The sequence below is a fragment of the Flavobacterium antarcticum DSM 19726 genome (genome assembly GCF_000419685.1).
GTDB classification, from domain to species: domain Bacteria; phylum Bacteroidota; class Bacteroidia; order Flavobacteriales; family Flavobacteriaceae; genus Flavobacterium; species Flavobacterium antarcticum.
The window spans coordinates 357,935-383,667 of record NZ_ATTM01000003.1 but is presented as its reverse complement, the minus strand read 5'-3'; the positions used below and the strand labels follow the sequence as shown (position 1 = coordinate 383,667).

Here is a 25,733-nt window from a genome sequence, read left to right as displayed (position 1 = left end):
AACATGAATTTTATTCCCACATCTATTTCAGGCTGCTTTATTATAGAACCCAAATTAATTTTAGACGCAAGAGGTTATTTTATGGAAAGTTTTAATGAAAAAACTTTTCAAAATGGCGTTGGACAAGAAGTACATTTTGTTCAAGACAACCAATCTTTTTCTGCGAAAGGCGTTTTGAGAGGTTTGCATTATCAAACGGGAACTTATGCTCAAGCTAAACTTGTACGTGTTTTGTCTGGAGAAGTTTTAGATGTAGCAGTTGATATTCGTCCTGATTCGCCAACTTTTGGTCAACACGTAAGTGTGGTGTTATCAGGTGAAAATCAAAAACAATTTTTTGTACCAAGAGGTTTTGCTCACGGATTCTTAGTGTTAAGTGAAACGGCTACTTTTTTTTATAAATGTGATAATTTTTATAATGCAGCATCGGAAGGCGGAATTACGTTTGACGATGTAACATTGAATATTGACTGGCGACTTTCAACAGATCGATTGATTATTTCAGAGAAGGATTTGGTGTTACCAACATTAGAAAACGCAAAAAAAGCATGGTAGTCTTAGTTACAGGCGCTTCGGGACAATTGGGGCAGGCTTTACAAAGCATCGCCAATCAATATGCTGAAATTGAATTCCAGTTTTACACCTCCTCTGAATTAGACATTACTAATTTAGAAAATTGTAAAACTATTTTTGCAGAAGCAAGACCGGACTTTTGTATTAATGCAGCGGCCTACACAGCTGTGGATAAAGCTGAATCTGAACCTGAAAAAGCGCGAGTAATAAACGTAGAAGGACCAAGGAATTTAGCAATTGTTTGTAAAGAATTTGGTGTCGTTTTACTTCATATTTCTACTGATTTCATATTTGATGGAGCAGCAACGAAACCGTATACTGAAGAAGATAGTCCAAATCCAACAGGAGTTTATGGCCAAACAAAACTAGAAGGAGAAAAGGCCATTCAGGAAATCTGGGAAAAGCATTTTATCATCAGAACTTCGTGGGTCTATTCAGAATTTGGAAATAATTTTTTGAAAACGATGTTACGCTTGGGAAGCGAAAGAGATGCACTTTCTGTCGTCAATGATCAGATTGGAACGCCAACAAACGCGGTAGATTTGGCGAAAGCCTTGCTAAAAATAATTAAGTCTTGTGATGATGAATTCATTTCAGCATCTCACTACGGAGTCTACAATTTCAGTAACGAAGGCCAATGCAGTTGGTATGATTTTGCAAAGAAAATATTTGAAATCAATAACATTAATATAGATTTACAACCAATTCCAACTTCAAATTATCCGACACCGGCGAAGAGGCCTGCTTACAGTGTTTTGGACAAAAGTAAGATTAAGAGGATTTTTGGAGTTGAGGTTAGGGAATGGGAAGAGTTTGTAGTAATTTAGAAATCAAAAAAATTGTTAAATTCAATTATTTTTCATGGAAAAAAACATTTTTCATTTGTACTTATAATTCTAGGTGCGGGATGTTTTTTTTTATCTAATGTATTATTTAAAATTATTTTTACTGATTTAGAGTATGGTCAGTATTCGATTTTGATGACCTATTTATCGGTGATGTATATTCTTGGGTTATTGGGTTTAGAGCAAATTTTCTTGCGATATTCTTTCCAGTCGAATAACAATATAATAACAACGCAAAAGTTTCAGATAAAACTTGTAGGTTGGACTATTTTAATAACTCCAATAATAGGAATTTTAAGCTTTCAATTCTATTTTAATGAGGTTTATATTAATCAATTTTTATTGTATTTTTCTTCCTTATCCATGGTGGCATTGCTTTTTATTTTTAATGCTTTTCGTTTAAACACTAATTTTGTAATCGCACAATTTGTTTCAAACTTTTGGCGGTTTTTTTTAATTTTTATTGCTATAATTGCTTTTTTCTACAAGAACGTATCTTTTGACTATGCTATAAATGCTATTCTAAGTAGTACCATTTTTATATTTATAGTGGGATTTATATTTTGTTTCAAAAAAATTAGATTTATTTTTGACGAAAATGTTTCAAAGAAAGATTTAATGTTTACCGCTTTTCAGTTCTTCATCTCTATCACCACTTTTTCTTTTTTGGCTTTTGGTGATCGTTTTTTGGTTGAATATAAATTCAGTGTTGAAGAGTTTGGAAACTATTTTTATTTAACGAATTTCTTTTTAGCACCATTTTCAATATTTCAAAATTACATTGGATTTAAACAATTGATTTTCTTTAAAAAAGAGTTTAGTGTTTCAATATTTAATGCATTTAATAAAAAATTTCTGCTTCTTGGATGTGGGTTGGGTATTTTGCTGTTTGGTATTTCCTACATTGTAAACCAATATGAACGCCTGAATTTTGATTTTGATAAATACACAAATGTTATTATTTTATTGATAATTATGGGTGTTGTCAGATTATATTCCGCATCGATTAATTCCGCTTTTGAAGCAAAGACAAATATCAAATCGCTGCAAAAAGCTAATTTAATTTTTATATTTTTCGCGGTTTTAATTATTGGAAGTTCCACTTTTTTTCAGTCTTTAGAAGCGATAGTTATATGCATTATATTAATTTGGCTCGTAAGATGTATTATTATGAAGAAAATCCTTATTAGACAATTAAATCATGCTTAAAACATCAACTAATTCTATAACGTTACGTCAAATTTATACGCTACTTTTTATGGTGGGTTGGTTTTTCTTTCCGTTTAATGATTTTGAAGGCGTTGAAGCTTTCGGTGAATATAAAAATGAAGCTGGAGCGTTCTTCTTTATGGCAGGTTGTTTCGTTCTAGGAATTGAAGTGCTATTAAGTGGTAAAATACTAATTCCCTACAGAAATAAACTGTTTCAAATTTTACTACTCTTTTTTGTTTGGTGTTTTTTGACTACACTTTTAAATTATGCCACAGTTACAGAAAATTATTTTAAACATACTAGTGGTGTATATAGGTTTTTCCGACAATATGTTTCGCTTTTAATACCGTCACTCTTCTTTTTAATTTTCTTCTTTAATGTAATTCGGGTTTGGACTGCAGAACAGTTGCTTTTAAAAATACGTAAGGTGCTTTTGATTTCGTTACTATTTGTTTTTGTATATGGTTTTATAGAAACTTTGATTGTCTTTTTTAATATCAATATTTTAAGAAATATTCTTTCATTATTTGAATATTTTCCATTTCTAAATGTAAATTATATGATAAATGGTCGAATATCATCTGTAGCTTATGAGGCACCATCGCTTGGAAACTATCTAATTACTGTTTCTGGCTGGATGTTTAGCTATATTTTGACATCTAAAAATCGTTATCGTTTTATTCCTACTTTAATGGTCTTATTTTTAACTTTTTTCTCTGGTTCTAGAACAGCATTGATTAATATTGGAATTCAAGTAATCATATTGTTAAGTATTTTATATTCAATGCCTCATTACAGAAAAAACGTAATTAGCATCTTTAAATATGGATTTATTGCAATTGGATTCCTACTACTAATGAACGGAGAAAAAGTGATTCAAGCTGTAGATGAAAAAGTCGAAAGTTTAAATTTTAGTAAAAATCTAAAAAACAACATCTCGAATCAAAGTAGATTTGGTATGCAATATGCTTCACTACAGGTTTTTAAGGAAAATCCCATTATTGGAGTAGGTTTTGGACAAGAAACCTATCATAAAAGATTTCATTATCCAGGTTGGGCTAAAAAAAATAATTGGGAATTTAAAGTTATGTATCAAAATAACAGCTTGAGGTCATTTCCAACAGCATACAATATGTATACAAGACTACTAGCAGAAATAGGAATTGTTGGTGTTTTTATTTTTTTATTTTTTATTTTTTATTGTATAAAAAAGTCCATATTTTTATTCAAAGTATGTAACTTGAACTATAAAATTTTAGGATTTATTCTTATTTTAAGTTTTACAGGTTTAAGTTTAAATTGGATGCAAACAGATTTTTTTAGACAATATGGTTTTTGGTTATGCGTGGCAATTTTAATATCTCTTCTAAATAAGATTTCGGAAAGCCCTATTGTAGAACAGAGCCCTTAATTTTTTTTATTGAAGTGAGTAGATTTCTTGAAATAAATAATAGCGGAATATTTCTTAAGAGACCGTAAATGGGATAAAATCCGAAATAAAAGTTGTCTTTTATAATTTGGATTCGATCTTTCACTTGTCTCTTTCTAAAAACACTCGAATATCCTTTATTATTTATTGTGTAGTATATTAAGGCCTCTGGATAGTTCTCAATTTTAAAATGTTTACTAGCCTTAAATACAAAAGCATAATCTTCTGCGATTTTATACTTCTCTTGAAAAAAACCAATTTTACTTAAAATTGAAGAATGAAAAAGCATTGTCGGATGCGCCACCATTGAATTTAAAAACATTTTATTTTTTATGCTTTTATAGGATACAGGATATTTTTGTGTAAATAAAAACATACCATTTTCATCAATGCAGTCGCACCAAGATCCTAGCAATTTTACGTCGTTATTTTCTTCTAAATATCGGTATTGCTTAGTAAACCTGTTTTCTTTATTCAAATCATCTGAATCCATTGTTCCGATGTATTTATAATCAAGTTGAGAAATAATTTCTAATCCATGATTTCTCGCCTTACCACATCCCGAATTCTGCTTCATTTGAACCAAATTTACTTTTCCAACCTTAAAATAGAGCTGAAGTTCTTCCTCGGAAGGTTTAATGACACTCCCATCATCCACTATAAGAACATCTACAGCAATTTCTTCTCTGAATGAAGAAAGGCATTTAATCAATCGGTCATTATCATTATAATGAGACATTAAAACAATTATATTGCAGTCAACTGACTTTTTTATCATGATTTAAAATTAAGGTAGATTTATACGAATTTTTAATTGGGTATTAAACTACTTTTGGTCTCTTTTATAATTAAGATTTGGCAAAACTTTTCCCACAACTGGAAATTCTTGAATTATCTCTAATGGAACATTTTTTATAATATTATTCTTACCATTTTCTATGGATTTAAGATAATCTGTAGTTGCTGGCTCTGAATCAACTCTCCATCGTTCACCTTCTTTTATTATAAACCATTCGCCAGTAGAAGTTTCGACCACTTTGTTATTGTAAATTTCATCAGAAGATTGATCTTTAAAAATCACTTTCGGTAAAATTTCACCTCCAATAGGAAGTTGGTCTGCCAAAGCTGATGGAACATTCTTTATTACATAATTATTCCCATCTTCGATAGATTTTAAGTAATCTGTCGTTGCTTGTTCAGAAGAAACCTTCCATCTCAAACCATCCTTGACAACATACCATTCACCATTTTCTGTATTAATTACTTTGCCTTCAAGTTTTTCTAATTCTGTAAGAGGTTTCTCTGCAGTAGTTATGGCAGCTTGACCATCAGTTGTATTTTCATTTTTACATGAAAAAAGTGTAATCAATAGAACAGATACACCTAAAATTATTTTTTTCATTGGAACGATTTTGATTAAATTAATATCTTGTGCAAAAGTGATATTTTATTTCAAAAATACCAAAATTTTATTTTAGTAAAAATAAAAACTCTAATTGTTTCAATTATACTAAATTATAGTTTCCATTTCTTGAAAAAAATTTTAAATTTGAAACGTAATTATTTTAAGATTGTATAATGAATTTAACCGTTTCTAAAGGCTCTTTATATGACTATTTGTTCTGCATACTAATTTTAGCAATTCCTTTTTCGTTAAAACTTCCTAATGTGCTATTGATTGCATTAACACTGTTTTTTATAATTGACTACAAAAGGATACAAAAACTAGATTTCTCTAGACTACTGCAACCCCAGTTCGTTTTTTTAGGAATATTACTTTTATATTGGCTGATTAAAGGGCTTTTTACGGGCACGATAGGTGAAAATAAATACAGTTTGTTATTGCCTATAATTCTAATTCCTCTATTGATATTAAAAGTTCAAGATTTCTATAAAATACTCATTGCAATTGTTATCTGCGGATTTATTATTTCTACTCGGGCACTATACGGTGTTTTTTCTAATTATTTAAAATTCAACGAATTTTTGCCGTTTGAAGGCACATCGGTAAATGAAATTTTATATATGGAGCGTCCTTACTTAGGGTTTTTCTTAATAATTTCAGCATTAATTGCTGTTTTTATGGCTACTAAAATTCCAAAGATTAAATTTATAGTCACCTTGTATTGTCTATATATAATTGTTACAATTTTTCTGATTTCTGCGAGAATGTCAATACTTACATTGGGCACTGTTTTGTTTCTTTATGTTTTATTCTACTTAAAAATAGCTACAAAAAAACTACTAATTTACCTTTCCATCTTTTTACTTGTGATAATAGTACTAATTGGTTTAAATAAAAATTTACAAGAGAGACTATTTATTACAAGTGACTATGGAGAATCAATAGAGAAATTTAAACGACATGAACCGCGATTTATAATTTGGCCATGCAGTTATTCTATTGTCAAATCACCTACTTTTGATAAATTTTTTGGATTAGAATCAGAACGAAAATCAGACGAACTTTTGGCGGATTGCTATGTGACAACAATTGATAATAAGCACCGTGCTAACTTTTTTATAGAAACAGATTTAAATACACATAATCAGTTCATAGGTACTTTTCTAACATCAGGATTTTTAGGATTTTTTTTATTATTTACTTTTTTTATCGTCCAACTTTATAGGGGAAGAAAAAATTATTTCGCGACTGCAATCATAATTTCCGTGCTTCTTTTTCTTGTTGTTGAAAATGTGCTTTATCGTCAAATAGGTGTATACTTTTTTGCATTATTAATAGTTTTAATTAATATACCTGAGTTTAATAGCAAGCGAGAACATGCGATAAGTAAGTGTGAATAGTACTTATAGTTATTTACCAGTAGCTTAAAAAAGCTATATTTGCCTAACAATTAAAAAGTAATTTTGAAAAAGGTTTTTGTAATAGATTGGTTGGATAAGTTTGGTGGAGCCGAGAGAGTCATCTCTACAATCGAAAAAATTGTTTCTTTTGACAAGTCTTTTACACTGATTAATACGATGAAAACTGAGGAATTGCGTCAGATTTTTCCTCAAAAAGATTCAATTATTGAAGAAACAATTTTAAAATACACTAAAAATAAATTTAGATTATTCTTTTTTACTTTCCATATTTTAATTGATAGAATTAAAATTGATAAAGATGCACAACTCATATTCTCTTCTTCTCATGCAGTCGCAAAAGGAGTTCGCAAATCAAATATAAATCAACTACATATTAGTTATTTTCAGGCTCGAAATTTTAATTATATTTGGGAAGATAGTAAATTATTTTTTGGAATTTTTAAGCCTGTTTTTTATCCACTGATTTACATTTTGAGGAAGATTGATGTAAAGCAAGCCCAACGTCCTGATTATATAATTGCTAATTCCTTATTTGTGAAAAAATGGATAAAAGAAAAATATAATAGAGAATCTACCGTTATTTATCCACCTGTAGAATTGCAATATTTTCCTTTAGAAATAATTAAAGAAAATTATTATATAATTGTGGGTCGAGTAGTTCATGTGAAAAAATTTGATATTGTAATTAAAGCGTTCAACGATTCTGGTAGAAAATTAATAGTGATAGGAGATGGTAGTCTACTCTCTACATTGAAAAGTACTGCAGCAGAAAATATTGTTTTCAAAGGGTTTTTAAAAGCGGAAGAAGTGAGCCAGTATATTCAAAAAGCGAAAGGATTTATTCAAATGGGTGTTGAAGCATTTGGTATCGCAACAATTGAAGCACAAGCTTGCGGAACTCCTGTAATCGCTTATGCAGAAGGAGGTGTTTTGGAAACAGTAATCGATTTACAAACAGGTGTTTTTTTTAAAGAACAATCTGTAGAATCGCTTAAAAACGCAATACTGCAATTTGAAAAAATCAAATTTTACCCGGTTGAGGTTAGAAATAACGCATTGCGGTTTTCAAAGACTAAATTTGAAGAGCAAATTAGATTGTACATCAAAGAAAAATGTGATCTTCACCATTTAAATTGTAATTAAACGCTTATATAATTTTAAAATCATCGCCAATATAACACATGTTTAAATGAAAGATTTTTTCCTACATATGAAATCAGAATTATCCGACCCTAATCGACACATTTATTTTTTAGCGTTGCTTATCGTAACTTTACCATTAAATTTTGCCGTCGGAAGCATTTCAGTTATTATTTTCCTAGTAAGTGTTATTGTAAATTTTAAATACTGGAATTTTTCTTTCAATAAAGCATTAATTTTACCAATCCTTCTTTACGCGATTATGATGTTGTCTCTTATATGGACCAATGATTATGATGCAACGCTTTCGGCTCTTAAGAAATCAATAATTTTCTTACTAATTCCTGCTGCTTTTCTAGTCATTCCTAAATTGGATACGAATAACATTTCTAAAATTTTCAAGATATTTAGTTACAGCATGGTTTTTTATGCTGTGTATTTTTTCATTTTAGCGATTTATAAATTTACAGCTACACAAAATCCTAATGTCTTTTTTTCCCATGAATTAGTATCTCTTGACTTAAATGCAATATATATGGCATCATTTGCCTCTTTTGCAATGTTTTACTTCGTTTCACTTGAAATAAAAAATAGTATTGAAAGATTGGCGATGTTTACATTGTTGCTTTTCGTTTTTTTACTTTCTTCAAGAAGCCTCTTCTTTATTGATTTAATTTTATTAATTTGTTATTATATTTTTTTCTCTAAAACGCATCAAGGTGTAAAAGTAATTACCGTTTTTGCCTTTTTTCTATTTTTTCTAGTTTCAGTAGCTTCGAGCGAAGAGATAAAAGATCGCTTATTGTCAAAATCTGAAACTGCATTTGTTGATAACATTTTAAATAAAAATATTTCTGAGCAAGAGAAGCGAGAAAATAATATTACAATTGAGGAGGCTTGGAATAGACAAGACTTCCAACAAAATAACTTTTTTCCTGGAACTGCCTTACGAGTTTTTCAAGTAAGAGTATTTAAAGAAATGCTTGACGAACAGAATATTTTTTTCACAGGATTTGGCTTAGGGGCTTCCCAACCTGAAATTGAGAAAAAAGTGGAAGAGCATCAACTATCGTTAGGATATAAAATATTCAATTTTCACAATCAGTATATTCAAACATTTGCAGAATTAGGTTTTTTTGGTTTTCTAACATTAATTTTAATGTTACTAGTAAATTTAAAAAATGCCATTTATAATCAAAATTTTTTGCATCTTGTGTTTGCGGTAACGATGATAATATTACTTTTGACAGAATCCATGTTTTGCAGGCAACGAGGAATTATATTTTTCATTGTTTTATATTGCATATTTAATTCAATGGAACATATAAAACCAATTAAAGTAAAAGCGTAAAGAATGAAGAAAATACTTATTACAGGAGCTGCGGGATTTTTAGGCTCTCATTTGTGCGATCGTTTTATAGCGGAAGGGTATCATGTAATAGGAATGGATAATCTTATTACAGGTGATTTAAAAAACATTGAACATTTATTCAAGCTTGAACATTTTGAATTTTACCACCACGATATTACTAAATTTGTAAATATTCCAGGAAAATTAGATTACATTCTGCACTTTGCTTCTCCGGCAAGTCCAATTGATTATTTAAAAATTCCTATTCAAACGTTGAAAGTAGGCTCGTTGGGAACACATAACTTACTAGGTTTAGCTCGTGTTAAAAATGCACGAATTTTAATTGCCTCTACATCTGAAATTTATGGAGATCCATTAGTTCACCCACAAACAGAGGAATACTACGGAAATGTAAACACCATTGGACCAAGAGGAGTTTATGACGAAGCTAAACGTTTTCAAGAATCAATTACGATGGCGTACCATACATTTCATGGTGTTGAAACTCGAATCTTACGTATATTCAATACCTACGGCCCAAGAATGCGTTTAAATGACGGACGTGTAATTCCAGCTTTTATAGGTCAAGCATTACGTGGTGAAGATTTAACTATTTTTGGTGACGGAATGCAAACGCGTTCTTTTTGCTATGTAAGTGATCAAGTAGAAGGAATTTTCAGGCTCTTACATTCAGATTATTCGTTACCTGTTAATGTTGGAAACCCGGATGAAATTACAATTAAAGACTTCGCCGAAGAAATCATCAAACTTACGGGTACTAAGCAGAAAATTGTTTACCAGCCTTTACCAATGAATGATCCTTTGCAACGTCAACCTGATATTACTAAAGCGAGAGAAATTTTAGGCTGGGAACCTAAAGTAGGTCGAGCAGAAGGGATGAAAATTACTTATGATTATTTCAAATCACTTTCTACAGATGAGTTGCTGAAAGAAGACCACAAAGATTTCTCCAATTATAATAACTAGAAAATGAAGACTAAAACCGGTAGATATTCAGCCTATATCCGACCGTTTTCTTACATTTTGGATTTTGCAATAATAAATACATTTGCTTTTCTAATTCTGTCAGAGATGGCTTCTACTATCTATTTTATTATTTTTATTTCACTTTCGTGGATAATTATTGCATTAAATATTGGGTTTTACGAAGTCTATCGTTTTACCAAAGTTATAGCTATTGGAAATCAAATTTTAAAACAATTTGCTTTATTTACAATTTTTTGTTTCGCTTTTTTCGGAATTTACAGCAACGATTCAAATGCTAAAGAAATTCTTTTATATACTACCGCGTCAATTTTAGTAGTAGGTAGTTTGAAAATTTTCATATATTATTTCCTACGAAAGTATCGTAACGTATCTGGTGCAAATATTCGAAAGGTAGTGCTTCTTGGAAGTGCAAACCGATTAGATCCACTAAACTCATTTTTTGTTAATAATCCAGATTACGGATATCAAGTTGTTCAAACTTTTTTTACAGAACTAGATAAAAAGGCTGCAATTGAAGCATGTGTTTTTTTTGTTAATAAGGAAGAAGTTGATGAAATGTATTGCTCATTATTTGACTTGAATGATTCACAAGTTTCTAATATGGTTGAATTTGCAGACGAAAATTCTAAAGTATTAAAGTTTATACCAGAAACTAAAGATCTTTTTACTCGCAATTTGAAAGTTGATTATTATGGTTATATCCCGGTAGTCTCCTTGCATAAAACAGTTTTACACGATCCAATAACAAAGTTATTTAAAAGAATTTTCGATATTTTTTTCTCATTAATTGTAATAGTGTTTCTTCTATCTTGGTTAACTCCACTTTTGGCCTTACTAATTAAACTTGAATCAAAAGGTCCAATCTTCTTCAAACAAGGAAGGCCAGGAATTGACGAAAAGGAATTTTTCTGTTACAAGTTTAGGTCAATGAAAATTAATAAAACAACTGAAAAGGAAGCATCTAAAAACGATCCACGAGTTACAAATATTGGACGATTTATTAGAAAAACAAGTCTTGATGAAATGCCACAATTTATCAATGTATTACTTGGAGAAATGTCTGTTGTTGGACCGAGACCACATCTCTGGTCACAAAACAGAGCCTATGGAAATAGAATTAAAAAGTATATGTTTCGTCACTACGTAAAACCAGGAATTACTGGTTTAGCACAAGTGCGTGGTTATAGAGGTGAAATAGAAACGGACAAGGATATGGTAAACCGAATTAAATATGACGTGTATTATATTGAGAATTGGTCGATAATTCTTGATTTAAAAATCATTATTCAAACCGTTATTAATATTTTTAAAGGCGAAGAAAAAGCTTACTAATGGAAAGCTTAGTTTCTATAATAACGCCAACCTACAATTCACAAGCGTATATTGCGCAAACTATTGAATCTGTACAGAATCAAACCCATCAAAATTGGGAATTGATTATTGTTGATGATTGCTCGACGGATGAAACTGTAAAACTAATAATTCAGGAAGCTCAGAAAGACGACCGAATTTCTTTCATACGTTTAAACGAAAATAGTGGTCCTGCAAAAGCAAGAAACGCAGGGATTGATCGCGTTTCAGGAAAGTACATGACTTTTTTAGACGCAGATGATATTTGGTTTCCAGAATTTATTAGTACTAGTATTGAAACCATAATTAAAAATCAAGTATTTTTTGTATTTTCATCCTACCGACGTTCCAATGAAAATTTGGAATTTGTTTATTCCGACTTTATTGTACCTAAAAAAGTAACCTACACGGATATTTTAAAAACAAATTCAATCAGCTGTCTCACTGCTTTTATCGACATAGAAAAATTAGGAAAGAAACAAATGCCTGATATTTTTAAAAGACAAGATATGGGATTGTGGTTGCAGTATTTAAAGGAAATTCCCTACGCTTACGGAATCCAGCAACCTTTAGCCATTTACCGAATTCGTAAAAATTCACTTTCAAGAAGAAAGTCGAAATTACTCAAATATCAATGGCAATTTTATCGCGAAGTGGAACAACTTTCCATTTTGCAATCCGCTTATTATATGGTTAATTGGATGTACAAAGGCTTTTTTAAATATAGAAATTAGTTATAAAGCAGATTCAAACTGTTTCAATTTTCCGTTTTTTGTTCGGTCCAATTGATTTTTATATACAAATTCATACTTCAAACCGGTTTCTAAGTATTCATCAAATTTAGCTTCTATACCCTTAATCTTTTCGTTAGACAAAGGAACTTCGCTTGAATATTCGATTGTAAAACAATCTAATTTTTTTTGAATTATTCTGAATTCTTTTATAATTCCTTGGTTATCCATAATAGCTTTTGTAAGTGAATAAAAAGTCATTCCTGCTGCTTTTTTACCACTTGGAAGTAATGCAAAATCATTAGTTCTTCCTTGTAGCAAAACTAAAATTTTCTTTTTAGCAGAAATAGATTTAACAGAGCCCAAATCACCCACTTTATATCGAATAAACGGATGTGCTTTGTTGAAAAAGCTTGTAATAACAATATTACCTAAAACTGCATCTGGAACAGGATTATTAGTGTCATCAAGAATTTCAACAAACAAATCTTCTTGGTTAAGACACCACTCTAAATCTTTATTCTCTAAAGCGATGATTCCCACTTCAGCAGAACCATATTCGTTTAAAACGGGAACTCCAATATGTTTTTCAATCAAAATACGATCGGTTTCCAAAAGCATTTCTGAAGTTGTGACACAGAATTTTAGAGTAGGACATAATTCATGAAGTACTAAATTTTTCTTTTTTAAATAGAGTGCTATTTGAACAATACAAGTCGTGTAACCGTTTATATGTTGAAATGACTTTCGTCTAAAGTGATTTAATATTTTTTCTATTCCTTCATCTGAAAAATCCGAAATGGACAGCCGGTATCGATTACTAAAGTAATCTTTTATTCGAATCATAAAGTGTGCTTTCCCATGCAGTGGCATTCCATAAAAACGTGCTTGATATGACTGGTTTAAATTAATTTTGTGAATCTTAAAACGCCACATAATGGAACTCCAAGTTAAGGCATGACAAAATTTATCTCGTGCAAAAACAAATGGGATTCCGCTCGAACCGGAAGTTTTATTAACAAAAACATTTTTCTCCGTAAAACCATCAGAAAGTCTCCTTGCAAGTGGTTGCTGTAAATCAGCCTTCGTCAAAACGGGTAAATCATTCCAGTTTTCGGTATTTTTATCTTTGCACAACTCGCGGTAAAACGAATTGTTTTTCAAATGAAAGTTGACAATTTCAGCTTTTTTCTGATTGATGTATTCCTCGTACTCATTTTCAGGGATACGTAAGATTTCATCAAAATAACGTTGTGCTTTCCCAATCGGAAAACCAGCTAATTTAAGAGAAAGGTCAAATAATTTCATGAAATATGCTTATTTAATCAAAAGTACAGATTGCGTTTTACAAAGTGAATGAATTGAATATAATTTTGAATTTATTCTTATTTCAGTTTAAAAGAAAGTATTTTTGTTGCACAACTCAAACGACACACAAAATGACAATTTTAATATTAGGATCCGGCGGTAGAGAACATGCTTTAGCGTGGAAAATGGCACAAAGTCCGCTTTGCCAGAAGCTTTTTGTTGCACCAGGAAATGCAGGAACGGATGCAATTGCAACGAATGTGGCTATTTCGGCGACTGATTTCGGTGAAATTAAAAAATTAGTGATTGCCGAAAAAATCGACATGGTCGTTGTAGGTCCAGAAGATCCGTTAGTTCTAGGAATTTACGACTTTTTCTTGGATGATGATTTCTTGAAAGACATTCCGGTAATTGGACCTTCAAAATTAGGTGCGAAACTGGAAGGAAGTAAGGAATTTGCTAAAGAATTTTTACTAAAACACCGCATTCCAACCGCAGCTTATCATAGTTTTACGAAAGAAACGCTTGAAAATGGTTTTCATTATTTAGAAAAAATGAAGCCGCCGTATGTATTGAAAGCAGACGGATTAGCCGCTGGAAAAGGGGTTTTGATTCTAGAAGATTTGGATCAAGCAAAATTTGAATTGAGCAATATGTTGCTGAATGAGAAATTTGGTATCGCAAGTTCAAAAGTGGTTATTGAAGAGTTTCTAGACGGAATTGAATTGAGTTGTTTTGTTTTGACTGATGGAAAAAATTATAAAGTTTTACCAACGGCAAAGGATTACAAAAGAATTGGCGAAGGCGACACTGGATTAAACACCGGCGGAATGGCTGCTGTTTCTCCAGTACCTTTTGCAACGCCTGAATTGTTAGAAAAAATTGAAAGTAGAATTATAAAACCAACGATTGATGGTTTGCACCACGATAAAATCACTTACAAAGGTTTTGTCTTCATTGGCTTAATCATTGTTGAAAACGACCCGTATGTAATTGAATACAACGTTAGACTGGGAGATCCTGAAACCGAAGTTGTGATTCCAAGAATCAAAACAGATTTAGTGGAACTTTTTAAAGCAGTTGCAGAAGAAAAGTTAGACGAAGTTACTTTGGAAATTGACGAACGTTCTGCATCAACGATTATGATGGTTTCCGGTGGTTATCCAGAAGCGTATCAAAAGGGCAAAGTGATTTCAGGAATTCAGAATGTTTTAGATTCAATTGTATTTCATGCAGGAACTCAAACAGAAAACGGACAAGTACTAAGCAATGGTGGTAGAGTGTTGGCCGTAACGTCCTTTGGAACGGATCACCATGAAGCCATAAAAAAATCGTATCAAAATATAGAAAAGCTACATTTTGACACGATGTATTTTAGAAAAGATATCGGATTTGACCTTTAAAAAATAATAAATGACCTGATTCCTTTTTTAAAAAGGAATTGGGTTCTTATTTTAAAAATGAATGTGCCGTTGTATCTTGATATTCTTCATTGTTTCTTTTGTGGTCTCTCAACTGCAAAATCCAATAAACCAGTGCTGAAGCACAAATCAACATAAAAATTGCGTTTATAATATTGGCAGCGAACCAACTGGTCAATTCCAATGATCTTAAAAAATCTAAAGGAGCGAATAAAAAATCTACGAATAAAGATGCTATTCCATTAAAAAATGCTTTCATTTTAGTCAAGTATTATATTTACATTTACAAAAGTATAAAATATCCCCATGATTACAACAATTTTTAGCAAATCAAGACCATTTAATTATATTATGGTAACGCTGTTGCTGATTATTTTCTTCTTTTTGTACCAATTGAAGGCTACCGAATGGTTGGCGTCTTTTGAATCCATTACAAAAAAAGGAATATTATTGAGTTTATTAATTGGGTCGCTTTTTATTTCAAATTTTATTACAAAGAAAAATGGTTTGAGTAAGGACAACACGTATCCATTTTTGTTTTTCTTTATATTTCTAATTCTTTTTCCCACAACTTTAGGGAATCCAAATTTAATTATTTCTAACTTTTTTATTCTTTTGGCTTTGCGACGATTAATCTCGTTGCAATCATTAGTTGCGCCAAAGGAGAAAATTTTTGACGCTTCGATGTGGATTTTTCTGGCATCATTATTTCATTTTTGGAGTATCTTATTTATTTTACTAGTGTTCGTTTCGATCGCATTGCATGTGGCACGAGACTATAGAAATTGGGTTTTACCATACATCGCCTTTTTCACCATTGCGACTTTATATGCTGTTTTTGTATTGATTTATGACACAACACTTTTCGCACATTTGTTAGATGGTGCTACCGTTAGTTTTGATTTTGATTACTTTACAAATAAATATCAAAATATTGCAATCTCCATTTATGCTGCGATAACTGCTTTATTTTTGTTTTCGCAGATCGTAACATTGCCTAGTAAACCTTTGATTCATCACAATTCCTACAAGAAAATCATCTTGGCTTTTATTATAGGCTTTGTGATTTATTTGGTTTCTCCAGATAAAAACAACAGTATTTTGATTTATACTTTTATGCCTTTAGCTGTTATGGCAACAGGTTATTTTGAAGGAATTAAAATAAAATGGACCCAAGAAGTGACTGCAATAATTGTAGTTGGCTTGAGTTTTTTATCATTTTTTATGCAATTATAGTTTTCTGCCGTAGGCTAAATCGCCAGCATCGCCAATTCCAGGAACAATATAATTTTTGTCGTTTAGCTTTTCATCTAAGGTGGCAATCCATAAATGACAATAATCGGGCAGATGTTTTTTTAAATACTCAATTCCTTCTGGAGCAGCAATTATTACCGCAATATGAATTTCTTTTGGTCGTTCTTTTTCAATTAATTTATTAAAAACGGCAACCATTGATTGGCCGGTAGCCAACATAGGGTCAATTAAAATTAAATTCTTATTATCAATTTTAGGAACGGCTTGATATTCCACTTTAATTTCGAAAGCATCGTCGTTGTTGTAATGATGGCGGTAAGCGGAAACAAATCCATTTTCGACATTGTCAAAATAATTTAGAAAACCCAAATGCAAGGACAATCCGGCTCGTAAAATGGAACATAAAACCAACTCGTCGTCAATTTCAGTTGTTTTTTTTATGCCCAAAGGGGTTTCAATTTCGACGTCACGGTACTGCAAATTTTTACTCATTTCATACGCCATAATTTCGCCAATACGTTCAATGTTTCGTCGGAAACGCATGCTGTCGTTTTGCACTTTTACATTTCTGATTTGACCGAGAAAGTGATTGAGAACGCTATTATTTTCTGATAAGTAGTGGATTTGCATGAAAATGAGTTTGAAAGTTCAATTAAACAGAGCTATTTTTAGATTGTAAATGTATAAAAAGTATATTTGTCTTTCTAAATTTAAAAAGTATGTTTTCAAAATTAGCCTATTCCGTATTTGAACAAAGTATTCGCGATTACCATCAATTTGATAATGTCGATCAACCCATCAATAATCCGTTTCCAAAAGAGAAATTTGAACATTTATTGTATTTCAAAAACTGGATTGACACTGTTCAATGGCATTTTGAGGATATTATTCGGGACCCAAATATTGATCCTGTTGCTGCTTTAAAATTAAAGCGACGTATTGATGCTTCAAATCAAGAACGTACGGATATGGTGGAATATATTGACAGTTATTTTTTGCAAAAATTTGCTTCGGTAAACGTAAAAGAGCATGCAAAAATCAATTCTGAAAGTCCAGCTTGGGCTTTTGACCGTTTGTCCATTTTAGCTTTGAAAATTTACCACATGCAAGAAGAAGCGAATAGAGTAGAAGCTTCACAGGAACACAGAAACAAGTGTCAGGAAAAATTAAATACACTTTTAGAACAAAGAAGTGATTTGTCAACAGCCATTGACGACTTACTTACTGATATTGAAAATGGTGATAAATTTATGAAAGTGTACAAGCAAATGAAAATGTACAACGACGACGATTTAAACCCTGTTTTATATCAGAATAAAAAATAGTATTTTGTCTAAAACCATTAAACATTTAGCGGTAATCCGACTTTCTGCTATGGGAGATGTCGCGATGACTGTTCCTGTAATTCGCGCTTTTACAGAACAACATCCATCCGTCAAAATTACGGTGGTTTCAAGACCGTTTTTCAAACCTTTTTTTGATACCATTCCGGAGGTTCATTTTTTTGCCGTTGATTTAGAAAAAAAACACAAAGGATTTTTTGGACTTTTGCGTCTATTCCAGGAATTAAGGGAATTGAAAGTTGATGCATTAGCTGATTTACACAATGTATTGCGGTCAAAAATTTTGACTTTCTTTTTTAAAGTGCATGGTTTAAAAACAGCTACTGTTGACAAAGACCGTAAAGAAAAAGAGGCATTGACAAGAGCAAAAAACAAAGTGTTCAGGCCTTTGCCAAGCATGGTGTTGCAACATTCTCAAGTTTTTAGACGATTGGGTTTTCCGATAAATTTACAAAATCCAAACTTCCCGAAATTAAAAGCGTTTACAGGTGAAAAAAATCAAAAATGGATTGGAATTGCACCTTTCGCACAATATGAATCAAAAGTGTATCCGCTGGATTTGATGCAAAAGGTGATTGATCTTTTAGCCGAAAATCCGAATTACAAAGTCTTCTTATTTGGCGGTGGAACGAAAGAAGTTGAACTTCTAGATAAAATGACGGAAGGCAAAACGAATGTGGTAAACGTGGCTGGAAAAACCCAACTTCCGCAAGAATTGAAAATCATAAGCAATCTTGACGTAATGCTTTCTATGGATTCTGGGAATGCACATATTGCTGCAATGTTAGGTACAAAAGTAATCACACTTTGGGGTGCGACACATCCGTATGCTGGTTTTGCACCTTTTAATCAATCGCTGGAAAATTGCTTGACATCAGATAGAAACAAGTACCCATTACTTCCAACTTCAGTTTACGGTAATAAAACAGTTGAAGGCTACCAAGACGCGATGCGAAGTATTGATCCGAAACATGTGGTTGAACAAATCAGATTAGTACTTCTTTAGACTTCAATTTCTACAATTCAGTACGTATTTTTGACGGTTCGGTTATTTTGTTATTTCAAAGGAAATTATTTTTTTTACATTTGAACTATCAAAATAGATCTCATGGAAATTTTAATTAAGATTGTTATTTACATTCACGCTTTTTTTGGAGGATTAGGTCTTTTGGCCGGTTTTGCAAGCGTGATTTTCAAAAAAGGAAGTCCGAAACATAAACTATCGGGAAAGATATTTTCTTACAGTATGATATTGAGTTCTACGCTATCTTTACCTATTTGTTGGCTTCCAAAGCACGAAAATCCATTTCTTTTTCTAATTGGAATCTTTGCAATTTACTTGGTTTTATCGGGTAATCGAATTCTTTTATTTCAGAAAAGACCTTATGCGACAATTACAGATAAATTAATTTCGGGAACCTTATTAGTTGGCTCTATTTTTATGATCGCTCTCGGTTCCTACTATATGTATCACATGCAAAATGTAGGCGTTCTATATTTGGTATTTGGACCTTTAGCGTTAACGATGTCTTTGCGTGATTTTAAATTCTTCAGAAATTTCGATAAGTCAAAAGTTATGAAGTTTCACATTGGTAAAATGACTGGTGCTTTTGGCGCATCAATTACGGCATTTTTAGTGGCAGGAGTTCGATTGAACGGATTGATTTATTGGATACTACCATCAATTGTAATGGCAATATATATGGTATATTGGTTCAAAAAAATTGGAAAGTCCAAATTGAAAACGGCGTAATTACAATCGAAGCTTACTATTCCGATTCATTTCAAAGATATAACTACTCAAACTCCGAATGGCTTCAGAGTAATCGGGAAGTTCATAACCAAAACGCTCGTGCTCCATTTCTTGTTGACGAATTGCGGAGCAACTTTTAACCACTTCCTTCAGCATATCAAGCATAATGAGTTCTTTATTGTTGGTTTTTTCAAATTTAAACTCAACTAGTTCATCTTCCAAACGCTCACAATACGCCAAAAGTTGTTGGACTTCTGGTTCATCCAACAACAATGGTGCATTCTTAAATATTTCGAGTTTGTTTTTCAATGTGAAAAGTATTAAGATTTAAGTATCAAGTAGTAAGACAAAAGAAATAAACATTAAGAATTAATTTTTAATCATTCCGCTCCTGTCTTTCTATCTTTTTGTCTCTCAATCTTTAAATCATTTCTATACACTAAACGTCATCATAATCCACATATAATTCTGCGGAAGTCGGATGAGCTTGACACGTTAGTATAAAACCTTTAGCAATTTCGCCATCGGTAAGAATTGAGTTTTTCTTCATTTCCGCTGTTCCATGAGTGATTTTTGCAATACAACTGCTGCAAATACCACCTTGACAAGAATAGGGTGCGTCAAGACCTTGCTTCAAAGCTGCTTCTAAAACGGTCTGTTTTTTCGACATTTCGAAAGTCGTTTCTTCGTCATCTACTAAAACAGTGATTTTTGTATGACCTTCAAGTGATTGCTCGATTACGTTTTCTGTTGCTGAAGCTGTAAACAATTCGAATTTGATGTTTTTATCAGAAATATTACTTTCTTTCAAAACTTCGCTTACGATGTTAATCATTTGTTCCGGACCACATAAGTAGAACTTGTCAAATTCGATGTCTTTGTATTTGTTTTTCAATACAAAATTAACCGTTGAACGTTCGATTCTTCCGAACAATGCATCGTCCGCTTTTGATTGACTGTACACATAATGCACAAAAAAACGTCCTGTATATTGAAGCTGTAAATCGTGTAAAATTTGGTGAAAAATAGTTTCTTCCGGTGATTTATTTCCATAAACCAATACAAAAGTACTTTTTGGTTCGCCTTTTAAAACCGTTTTCAAAATTGACAACACCGGCGTGATTCCGCTTCCAGCCACAAATGCTGCGTAGTTTTTCTGGCGTTCCAAATTAGGTTCGAAAGTGAAAGTTCCTTCTGGAGTTCCGACTTCGATTAAATCACCTGCTTTTAATTTTTCGTTTGCCAATTGTGAGAAAGCGCCACCTTTAACTGCTTTTACAGCCACTCGTAATTCATCCGAATCAGGCGATGCACAAATGGAATAGGCACGACGAATTTCGGTTCCGTCTAATGTGATTTTTAAGTTAACGTATTGACCAGCAATGAATTTATAGTTTGGTTTTAATTCTGCGGGAACGTTGAATGCAATAGAAACCGAAGTGGGTGTTTCCCGGCGAACTTCTTTTACACTTAATTTATAGAATGAAGACATGTCTTGTTTTTTTGTGTAAAGATACTAAATGGAATAGGTTTCTAAAAATGATAATAATCACTTTTTTTATACCTAACAATCCAATGTATAAGAATTTTATGTATGTTTGTATAATCAAATGAAAATATTTCGATTTCAAAAACAATTATTATGAAGAATTCACAATTATATAAAGGAAGTTTAAACACAATCATAATGAAGCTTCTCGAAGAGAAAGGCAGAATGTACGGTTATGAAATTACCCAAAAAGTAAAGGAAATTACCAAAGGCGATTTGCACATTACCGAAGGCGCTTTGTATCCGGCTTTGCATAAATTAGAAGCGGAAGGTTTGCTTGAAGTGGAAGTAGAGCGAGTAGACAATCGCTTGCGAAAATATTACAAACTTACAGAAAAAGGAACAACGGAAACGGTCAATCGTTTAGCGGAGTTAGAAGATTTTATTAAAAATATGCAGTCTATTGTTAACCCTAAATTGAGTTATTAAGATGAGTATTACTACAGCAAATATCGCGCATATCGAAAACTACCTGAAATCAAATGGCGTTATTTTCGATGATTTAAGAATTGAATTAGTCGACCATATTTCTTCAGCCGTTGAATTTGAAATGGCGAAGCAAAACCTTGGATTTCACCAAACTTTTTCAAAATATGTAATTGAAAATAAGTCGGAATTTTTAAATCCAAATGAACCAAATAACAAGTGGAATTTCATGTTAGCGCTGAAAACTTTTTTTAAATTTCTGATAAATAAAAATGTTATTATAGTTGCACTCCTACTATTTATTGTTTTTCAACGAAACTATTTTGAACTCATAAAAGAGTACAGTTCATCAATTCAACTTTATGCAGTAATAGCACTCATCGTTTTTAGTTTAGGATGGATTGCATTTTTTAATGGCATTTTCAAGAAGCGTTTTTTCGCGTTGGAAAATAATTTCAATGTGATGATTATTTTCTTTGGAATTTTTAATCTTGCGAGAGTTTTGACGGTTCCTCAAAGTGTATTAGCGGTAAATCTGACTCTAATTTATGGCATAATTACAGTTTTGTTTATATGGTTTATTGGCAACACTACTTATAAATATTACAATAAGAACAAACAACTTTATACCGCTTAATATGGAACTCACATACGAACAAATCAGTCAGCTAGAAGATTATGTTGCGAAAAGTAATGTGATGTTTTACGAAGTTTATTTGGAAATTCTAGACCACATGATTCTGAAAACAGAAGAAATGTTGCTTGATGAAACAGTTTCTTTTGAGCAAGCATTTCAAATTCTCACAGAAAAAGATTTCAGTAAAAAAGAAATCATAAAAATTTCAAGAAACAGTTCAAAAATTTGCAACAACAGAATGTTTGCTAATTTTAAAAATCACCTGCGAGTGCAAACAAAACCATTCTATTTAGGTCTAAATCTGCTCATATTTATTTTTATTTTCTTGTCAAAAAACGCATTGGATGGTACTTTATTAATGTTAATTGCAATTGGTATTATTTCAATAATTGACATTCCTTTTTTCTATACTAATTACTACAAGAAAAAATTAGTCGTACTGAATACGCATAACCTAATGTTTTATTATGGTGTTGTTCCATTGATTTTCATCGCATCAATCGCTGTCCTAAATACCTTTTTGAGTGAAAGTAATTTGTTTAGTTTGATTTATACGAATCTCATTCTGCCTTCATTTTTTGTAATGCTTTTCATTGGTTTTACTTTCAATTTAAAGCAGCGGAAAAAGTCATTTTCAGAAGCAAAGCAATACGTTTATTAAAAACTCAAATTACAGAAAGATGAAAAAATACAGCTTAATAATTGTGTTATTTGTACTTGGATTGACAAATAGCTTCGGTCAAGAAATGGGTTCGTGGAAAGGAATTCTAAATGTTCAAGGAGATGAGTTGGAGGTTATTTTCAATTTGAAAGAGGTGAATAACGAACTTGCTTCTACAATGGATATTCCGAGTCAAGGAGCTTTGGGATTGCCAATGGATAAAACGGTTTTGACTAATAATAATTTAGAAATTAATTTTGCGCAAGCGGGAATTACGTACAAAGGAATTTTCAAAGACGAAAAATTCACAGGAACTTATTACCAAGGCGGTTTAGAACTTCCTTTGCAATTAGAAAAGGTGACGAAAACCGGTTTAGATGCGAAAGATTTAGAATCTTCGGAAGCACAGTTAAAAGCCATTGCTGATTTGGATAAAGGTTCTTATAAATATTCTGTAGAGGATTTCATGGAAACTCCGAATGAATCTTCCTTCCAATATTCGCCAAACGGAACCTATTTGTCTTACATGAAAATAGACAATTCAGGTAAAAACCATTTGTATACCAAAAACACTTTGAACGGAAGTGTAACAAAAGTTTTAGAGGAAAAAGAGCAGTTGATAAAAGGATATTCGTGGATAAACGACAGTAGAATTTTATATGCAATGGATAAAAATGGCGACGAGAAAACGCATATTTATGCTGTAAATCTAGACGGCACAAATAATGTAGACTTGACTCCTTACGAAGGCGTGACTGCAGGAATTCTAAATGCTTTGCCTGAACAAGAAGACTACATAATTGCAATGATGAATAAGGATAATCCAAGTTATTTTGAACCTTATAAAATTAATGTCAACACCGGAACTTTTGAAAAATTATACACAAATACTGACTCTTCAAGCCCAATTAGTAATTATCTTTTTGACAAAGATGGAGTGATGAGAGGTTACATAAAATACATCAATCAAGGTTTGTCGTATCAATATTACTATAAACCTGCTGGTTCAAATGATTACTCCATTTTAGTGGAATCTGAATCCGAACATTCTTTTGGGATTCTTTATTTTAATTATGCTTCTGTAAATCCTGATGAGGCTTATGTAATGACCAATTTAGATTCTGATAAAATAAGAATTGTACTTTATGATTTGAAGAAAAAAGAAATACTAAAAGAATTGTTTTCAAACGCAGATTATGATGTTTCAGGATTGGTTTTGGACGATAAAAGAAATTTTGAAATTGCAGCATTTGGTTACAACGGTGAAAAAGGAGAAACCGTTCCTGTAAGTAAATACTATAAAAAATTGCATACAAAATGGACTAAACTTTTCAAAGGAAGTAAGTTTAATGTAGTGGGTATAACTAAAGATGAATCGAAATATATGTTGTTCGTTTCAAGTGATAAAAATGCCGGTCAATATTATGAATACAATTCAAAAAGCGGAAAAGTAAGTTTATTATACGATTTAAAGCCAAAATTAGCGCCAACGGATATGGCAGAACAACGGCCAATTACTTTTAAAAGTAGAGACGGACTTACGATTCGGGGTTATATTACTTTACCAAAAAAAGCTTTGGATGGAAAAAAAGTACCACTAATTGTAAATCCGCACGGAGGACCACAAGGCATTCGAGATTCTTGGGGATTTAATTCAGAAGCCCAACTTTTCGCAAGTCGCGGATATGCCACTCTACAAGTGAATTTCAGAATATCAGGTGGATACGGAAAAGCATTTTTTGAGGCGGGTTACAACCAATGTGGCAGAAAAATAATGGATGATATTGAAGACGGAGTGAAATATGTAATCGAACAAGGCTGGGTCGATAAAGAAAATATCGCGATTTATGGCGCAAGTCACGGCGGTTATGCCACTTTAATGGGATTGATAAAGACACCTGAACTTTATAAATGCGGTGTAGATTATGTGGGAATTTCAAATATTGAAACATTCTTTAAATCATTTCCGCCACATTGGAGTGGACAAAAGAAAATGGCTTACAAGTATTGGTATAATTTGGAAGATGAAAAAGAATTAGCAATTGCAAAACAAGTTTCACCAATCAATAATGTTGATAAAATTACCAAACCACTTTTTGTAATTCAAGGTGCAAACGACCCGAGAGTGAATATAAATGAATCCAATCAAATTGTGCAAGCAGTTAGAGCGAAAGGTTTTGAAGTTCCGTATATGGTTAAATACAATGAAGGTCACGGGTTTAGTAGGCAAGAAAATAGAATTGAATTGTATAATGTGATGTTGGGGTTTTTTGCAAGTAATTTAAAGTAGAATTTTTATGCAGTTGAACAGCGAACAAGTAGAACTAATTAATTCATTTCTAGTAAAAAACGAATTAGTTTTTGACGACATGAGATTTGAAATCATCGATCATATTGCAAGTGATGTCGAAGAAAATTACAGCGAAATTCCTTTTCACGAAGCGATTAAAATTGTTTTGAAAAAGTGGGAAACTCAAATTAAACTTTCAAATAGTTTTTGGGTAAGTAGTAAAGATTCTTTCCCGCAAATTATTTTAAGTAAGCTGAAAAGACTTTTTATTCCACAAGTAGTACTTTTTATCACAGTTGTAATTATTGGTTTTTTATTAAAATGGTATGTTCCAAACACAAATTATACCTATGATAACAATAAGCAAACAATTCAAATAATATATGGGATTTGGTTTTTTATTGCGACAGCATTTGCACTAAATCTGTTTTTTTCAAAAGGCTACACGACCAATAAATACGCGTTTAAAAGAGGATTCTATTTTGTTTGCCTTTGGACAGTTGTCTTTTTTTTCGCATCAAGTCAAAGTATTGTTTACGTTGCAATTTTATCAGCGAATATATTGAGTTCTGTATTTCTATATCAAAATTATAAAGCACATTTCAAATTTTTAAAAAGGATTTAAA

The 25,733-nt window shown here is 31.7% G+C and carries 27 protein-coding genes; 20 read left to right on the top strand and 7 right to left on the bottom strand.

Features of this window, described 5'->3' with window-relative positions; all coding sequences use genetic code 11:
• Positions 1 to 3 precede the first annotated feature (3 nt).
• Genes rfbC through YWA_RS0107005 form a run of 4 tightly spaced genes read left to right on the top strand, consistent with a single transcriptional unit; the run spans position 4 to position 4,041 of the window.
• Positions 4 to 555, top strand: coding sequence for a dTDP-4-dehydrorhamnose 3,5-epimerase (gene rfbC, locus YWA_RS0107020; protein ID WP_022827795.1), 552 nt, complete (start codon positions 4 to 6; stop codon positions 553 to 555).
• Positions 549 to 1,400 carry a dTDP-4-dehydrorhamnose reductase gene (gene rfbD, locus YWA_RS0107015; RefSeq protein WP_022827794.1) on the top strand — a complete coding sequence of 284 codons (852 nt, stop codon included), beginning with the start codon at positions 549 to 551 and terminating at the stop codon, positions 1,398 to 1,400. Before rfbC ends, rfbD begins: the two co-directional genes overlap by 7 nt.
• A 12-nt stretch (positions 1,401 to 1,412) precedes the next feature.
• Positions 1,413 to 2,627 (top strand): MATE family efflux transporter, encoded by a 1,215-nt coding sequence (locus tag YWA_RS0107010; protein ID WP_022827793.1) that lies wholly within the window; start codon positions 1,413 to 1,415, stop codon positions 2,625 to 2,627.
• Positions 2,628 to 2,676: 49 nt separating this feature from the next.
• Positions 2,677 to 4,041, top strand: coding sequence for an O-antigen ligase family protein (locus YWA_RS0107005; protein WP_051126933.1), 1,365 nt, complete (start codon positions 2,677 to 2,679; stop codon positions 4,039 to 4,041).
• On the opposite strand, the gene YWA_RS0107000 is transcribed toward YWA_RS0107005, so the two are convergent.
• The gene (locus YWA_RS0107000) at positions 4,019 to 4,837 is read right to left on the bottom strand and encodes a glycosyltransferase (protein ID WP_022827791.1); all 819 of its coding nucleotides are present in this window, start codon (positions 4,835 to 4,837) and stop codon (positions 4,019 to 4,021) included. The genes YWA_RS0107005 and YWA_RS0107000 overlap by 23 nt on opposite strands.
• 48 nt (positions 4,838 to 4,885) lie before the next feature.
• Positions 4,886 to 5,461 carry a hypothetical protein gene (locus tag YWA_RS0106995; RefSeq protein ID WP_022827790.1) on the bottom strand — a complete coding sequence of 192 codons (576 nt, stop codon included), beginning with the start codon at positions 5,459 to 5,461 and terminating at the stop codon, positions 4,886 to 4,888.
• A 176-nt stretch (positions 5,462 to 5,637) separates the two neighbouring features.
• Between YWA_RS0106995 and YWA_RS0106990 the strand changes: the two genes are divergently transcribed.
• The 6 genes from YWA_RS0106990 to YWA_RS0106965 all read left to right on the top strand — a co-directional run bounded on the left by YWA_RS0106990 (position 5,638) and on the right by YWA_RS0106965 (position 12,468).
• Entirely contained in the window at positions 5,638 to 6,864 is a 1,227-nt protein-coding gene (locus tag YWA_RS0106990) for an O-antigen ligase family protein (RefSeq protein WP_022827789.1), read from the top strand.
• 63 nt (positions 6,865 to 6,927) lie between these two features.
• Positions 6,928 to 8,028: a glycosyltransferase gene (locus tag YWA_RS0106985; RefSeq protein ID WP_022827788.1), complete on the top strand. Its 1,101-nt coding sequence runs from the start codon at positions 6,928 to 6,930 to the stop codon at positions 8,026 to 8,028.
• A gap of 67 nt (positions 8,029 to 8,095) precedes the next feature.
• Positions 8,096 to 9,376 carry an O-antigen ligase family protein gene (locus tag YWA_RS0106980; protein ID WP_022827787.1) on the top strand — a complete coding sequence of 427 codons (1,281 nt, stop codon included), beginning with the start codon at positions 8,096 to 8,098 and terminating at the stop codon, positions 9,374 to 9,376.
• 3 nt (positions 9,377 to 9,379) lie between these two features.
• On the top strand, positions 9,380 to 10,363 hold the full coding sequence (locus YWA_RS0106975; protein ID WP_022827786.1) for a UDP-glucuronic acid decarboxylase family protein: 984 nt from the start codon (positions 9,380 to 9,382) through the stop codon (positions 10,361 to 10,363).
• Positions 10,364 to 10,420: 57 nt separating this feature from the next.
• On the top strand, positions 10,421 to 11,716 hold the full coding sequence (locus YWA_RS0106970; protein ID WP_245557704.1) for an exopolysaccharide biosynthesis polyprenyl glycosylphosphotransferase: 1,296 nt from the start codon (positions 10,421 to 10,423) through the stop codon (positions 11,714 to 11,716).
• Positions 11,716 to 12,468, top strand: a complete 753-nt coding sequence (locus tag YWA_RS0106965) for a glycosyltransferase family 2 protein (RefSeq protein WP_022827784.1) — start codon at positions 11,716 to 11,718, stop codon at positions 12,466 to 12,468. The genes YWA_RS0106970 and YWA_RS0106965 overlap by 1 nt, the downstream gene beginning before the upstream one ends.
• On the opposite strand, the gene YWA_RS0106960 is transcribed toward YWA_RS0106965, so the two are convergent.
• Positions 12,469 to 13,773, bottom strand: a complete 1,305-nt coding sequence (locus YWA_RS0106960; protein ID WP_022827783.1) for a phenylacetate--CoA ligase family protein — start codon at positions 13,771 to 13,773, stop codon at positions 12,469 to 12,471.
• A 131-nt stretch (positions 13,774 to 13,904) separates the two neighbouring features.
• Between YWA_RS0106960 and purD the strand changes: the two genes are divergently transcribed.
• Positions 13,905 to 15,176 carry a phosphoribosylamine--glycine ligase gene (gene purD / locus YWA_RS0106955; protein ID WP_022827782.1) on the top strand — a complete coding sequence of 424 codons (1,272 nt, stop codon included), beginning with the start codon at positions 13,905 to 13,907 and terminating at the stop codon, positions 15,174 to 15,176.
• A gap of 46 nt (positions 15,177 to 15,222) precedes the next feature.
• Here the strand turns inward: purD and YWA_RS0106950 are convergent, their stop codons facing one another.
• Positions 15,223 to 15,453 (bottom strand): DUF6341 family protein, encoded by a 231-nt coding sequence (locus YWA_RS0106950; RefSeq protein ID WP_022827781.1) that lies wholly within the window; start codon positions 15,451 to 15,453, stop codon positions 15,223 to 15,225.
• Positions 15,454 to 15,500: 47 nt separating this feature from the next.
• Between YWA_RS0106950 and YWA_RS0106945 the strand changes: the two genes are divergently transcribed.
• Positions 15,501 to 16,430 (top strand): hypothetical protein, encoded by a 930-nt coding sequence (locus tag YWA_RS0106945; RefSeq protein WP_022827780.1) that lies wholly within the window; start codon positions 15,501 to 15,503, stop codon positions 16,428 to 16,430.
• On the opposite strand, the gene upp is transcribed toward YWA_RS0106945, so the two are convergent.
• On the bottom strand, positions 16,425 to 17,078 hold the full coding sequence (gene upp, locus YWA_RS0106940) for a uracil phosphoribosyltransferase (protein ID WP_022827779.1): 654 nt from the start codon (positions 17,076 to 17,078) through the stop codon (positions 16,425 to 16,427). The two genes, YWA_RS0106945 and upp, sit on opposite strands and share 6 nt — an antisense overlap.
• 89 nt (positions 17,079 to 17,167) lie before the next feature.
• Here upp and YWA_RS0106935 point away from each other — a divergent pair, with 89 nt between their 5' ends.
• From YWA_RS0106935 to YWA_RS0106925, 3 genes are all read left to right on the top strand, one after another.
• Complete coding sequence (locus tag YWA_RS0106935; RefSeq protein WP_022827778.1) at positions 17,168 to 17,773, top strand: DUF4254 domain-containing protein; 606 nt, start codon at positions 17,168 to 17,170, stop codon at positions 17,771 to 17,773.
• A 49-nt stretch (positions 17,774 to 17,822) separates the two neighbouring features.
• Complete coding sequence (locus YWA_RS0106930; RefSeq protein ID WP_084683034.1) at positions 17,823 to 18,797, top strand: glycosyltransferase family 9 protein; 975 nt, start codon at positions 17,823 to 17,825, stop codon at positions 18,795 to 18,797.
• Between the two features lie 102 nt (positions 18,798 to 18,899).
• The gene (locus YWA_RS0106925; protein ID WP_022827776.1) at positions 18,900 to 19,544 is read left to right on the top strand and encodes a hypothetical protein; all 645 of its coding nucleotides are present in this window, start codon (positions 18,900 to 18,902) and stop codon (positions 19,542 to 19,544) included.
• Here YWA_RS0106925 and YWA_RS0106920 read toward each other — a convergent pair whose 3' ends face one another.
• Entirely contained in the window at positions 19,545 to 19,853 is a 309-nt protein-coding gene (locus YWA_RS0106920) for a hypothetical protein (RefSeq protein ID WP_022827775.1), read from the bottom strand.
• Between the two features lie 130 nt (positions 19,854 to 19,983).
• Positions 19,984 to 21,036: a ferredoxin--NADP reductase gene (locus tag YWA_RS0106915; protein ID WP_022827774.1), complete on the bottom strand. Its 1,053-nt coding sequence runs from the start codon at positions 21,034 to 21,036 to the stop codon at positions 19,984 to 19,986.
• Between the two features lie 150 nt (positions 21,037 to 21,186).
• Here YWA_RS0106915 and YWA_RS0106910 point away from each other — a divergent pair, with 150 nt between their 5' ends.
• Genes YWA_RS0106910 through YWA_RS0106890 form a run of 5 tightly spaced genes read left to right on the top strand, consistent with a single transcriptional unit; the run spans position 21,187 to position 25,732 of the window.
• Entirely contained in the window at positions 21,187 to 21,522 is a 336-nt protein-coding gene (locus YWA_RS0106910; protein WP_022827773.1) for a PadR family transcriptional regulator, read from the top strand.
• 1 nt (position 21,523) lies between these two features.
• A complete protein-coding gene (locus tag YWA_RS0106905) occupies positions 21,524 to 22,156 on the top strand; it encodes a hypothetical protein (protein ID WP_022827772.1) in 633 nt (210 codons plus the stop codon).
• Position 22,157: 1 nt separating this feature from the next.
• Entirely contained in the window at positions 22,158 to 22,817 is a 660-nt protein-coding gene (locus tag YWA_RS0106900) for a hypothetical protein (protein ID WP_022827771.1), read from the top strand.
• Between the two features lie 19 nt (positions 22,818 to 22,836).
• Positions 22,837 to 25,107: a S9 family peptidase gene (locus tag YWA_RS0106895; RefSeq protein WP_022827770.1), complete on the top strand. Its 2,271-nt coding sequence runs from the start codon at positions 22,837 to 22,839 to the stop codon at positions 25,105 to 25,107.
• 7 nt (positions 25,108 to 25,114) lie between these two features.
• A complete protein-coding gene (locus YWA_RS0106890) occupies positions 25,115 to 25,732 on the top strand; it encodes a hypothetical protein (RefSeq protein WP_022827769.1) in 618 nt (205 codons plus the stop codon).
• The last annotated feature ends 1 nt before the right edge of the window (position 25,733 follow it).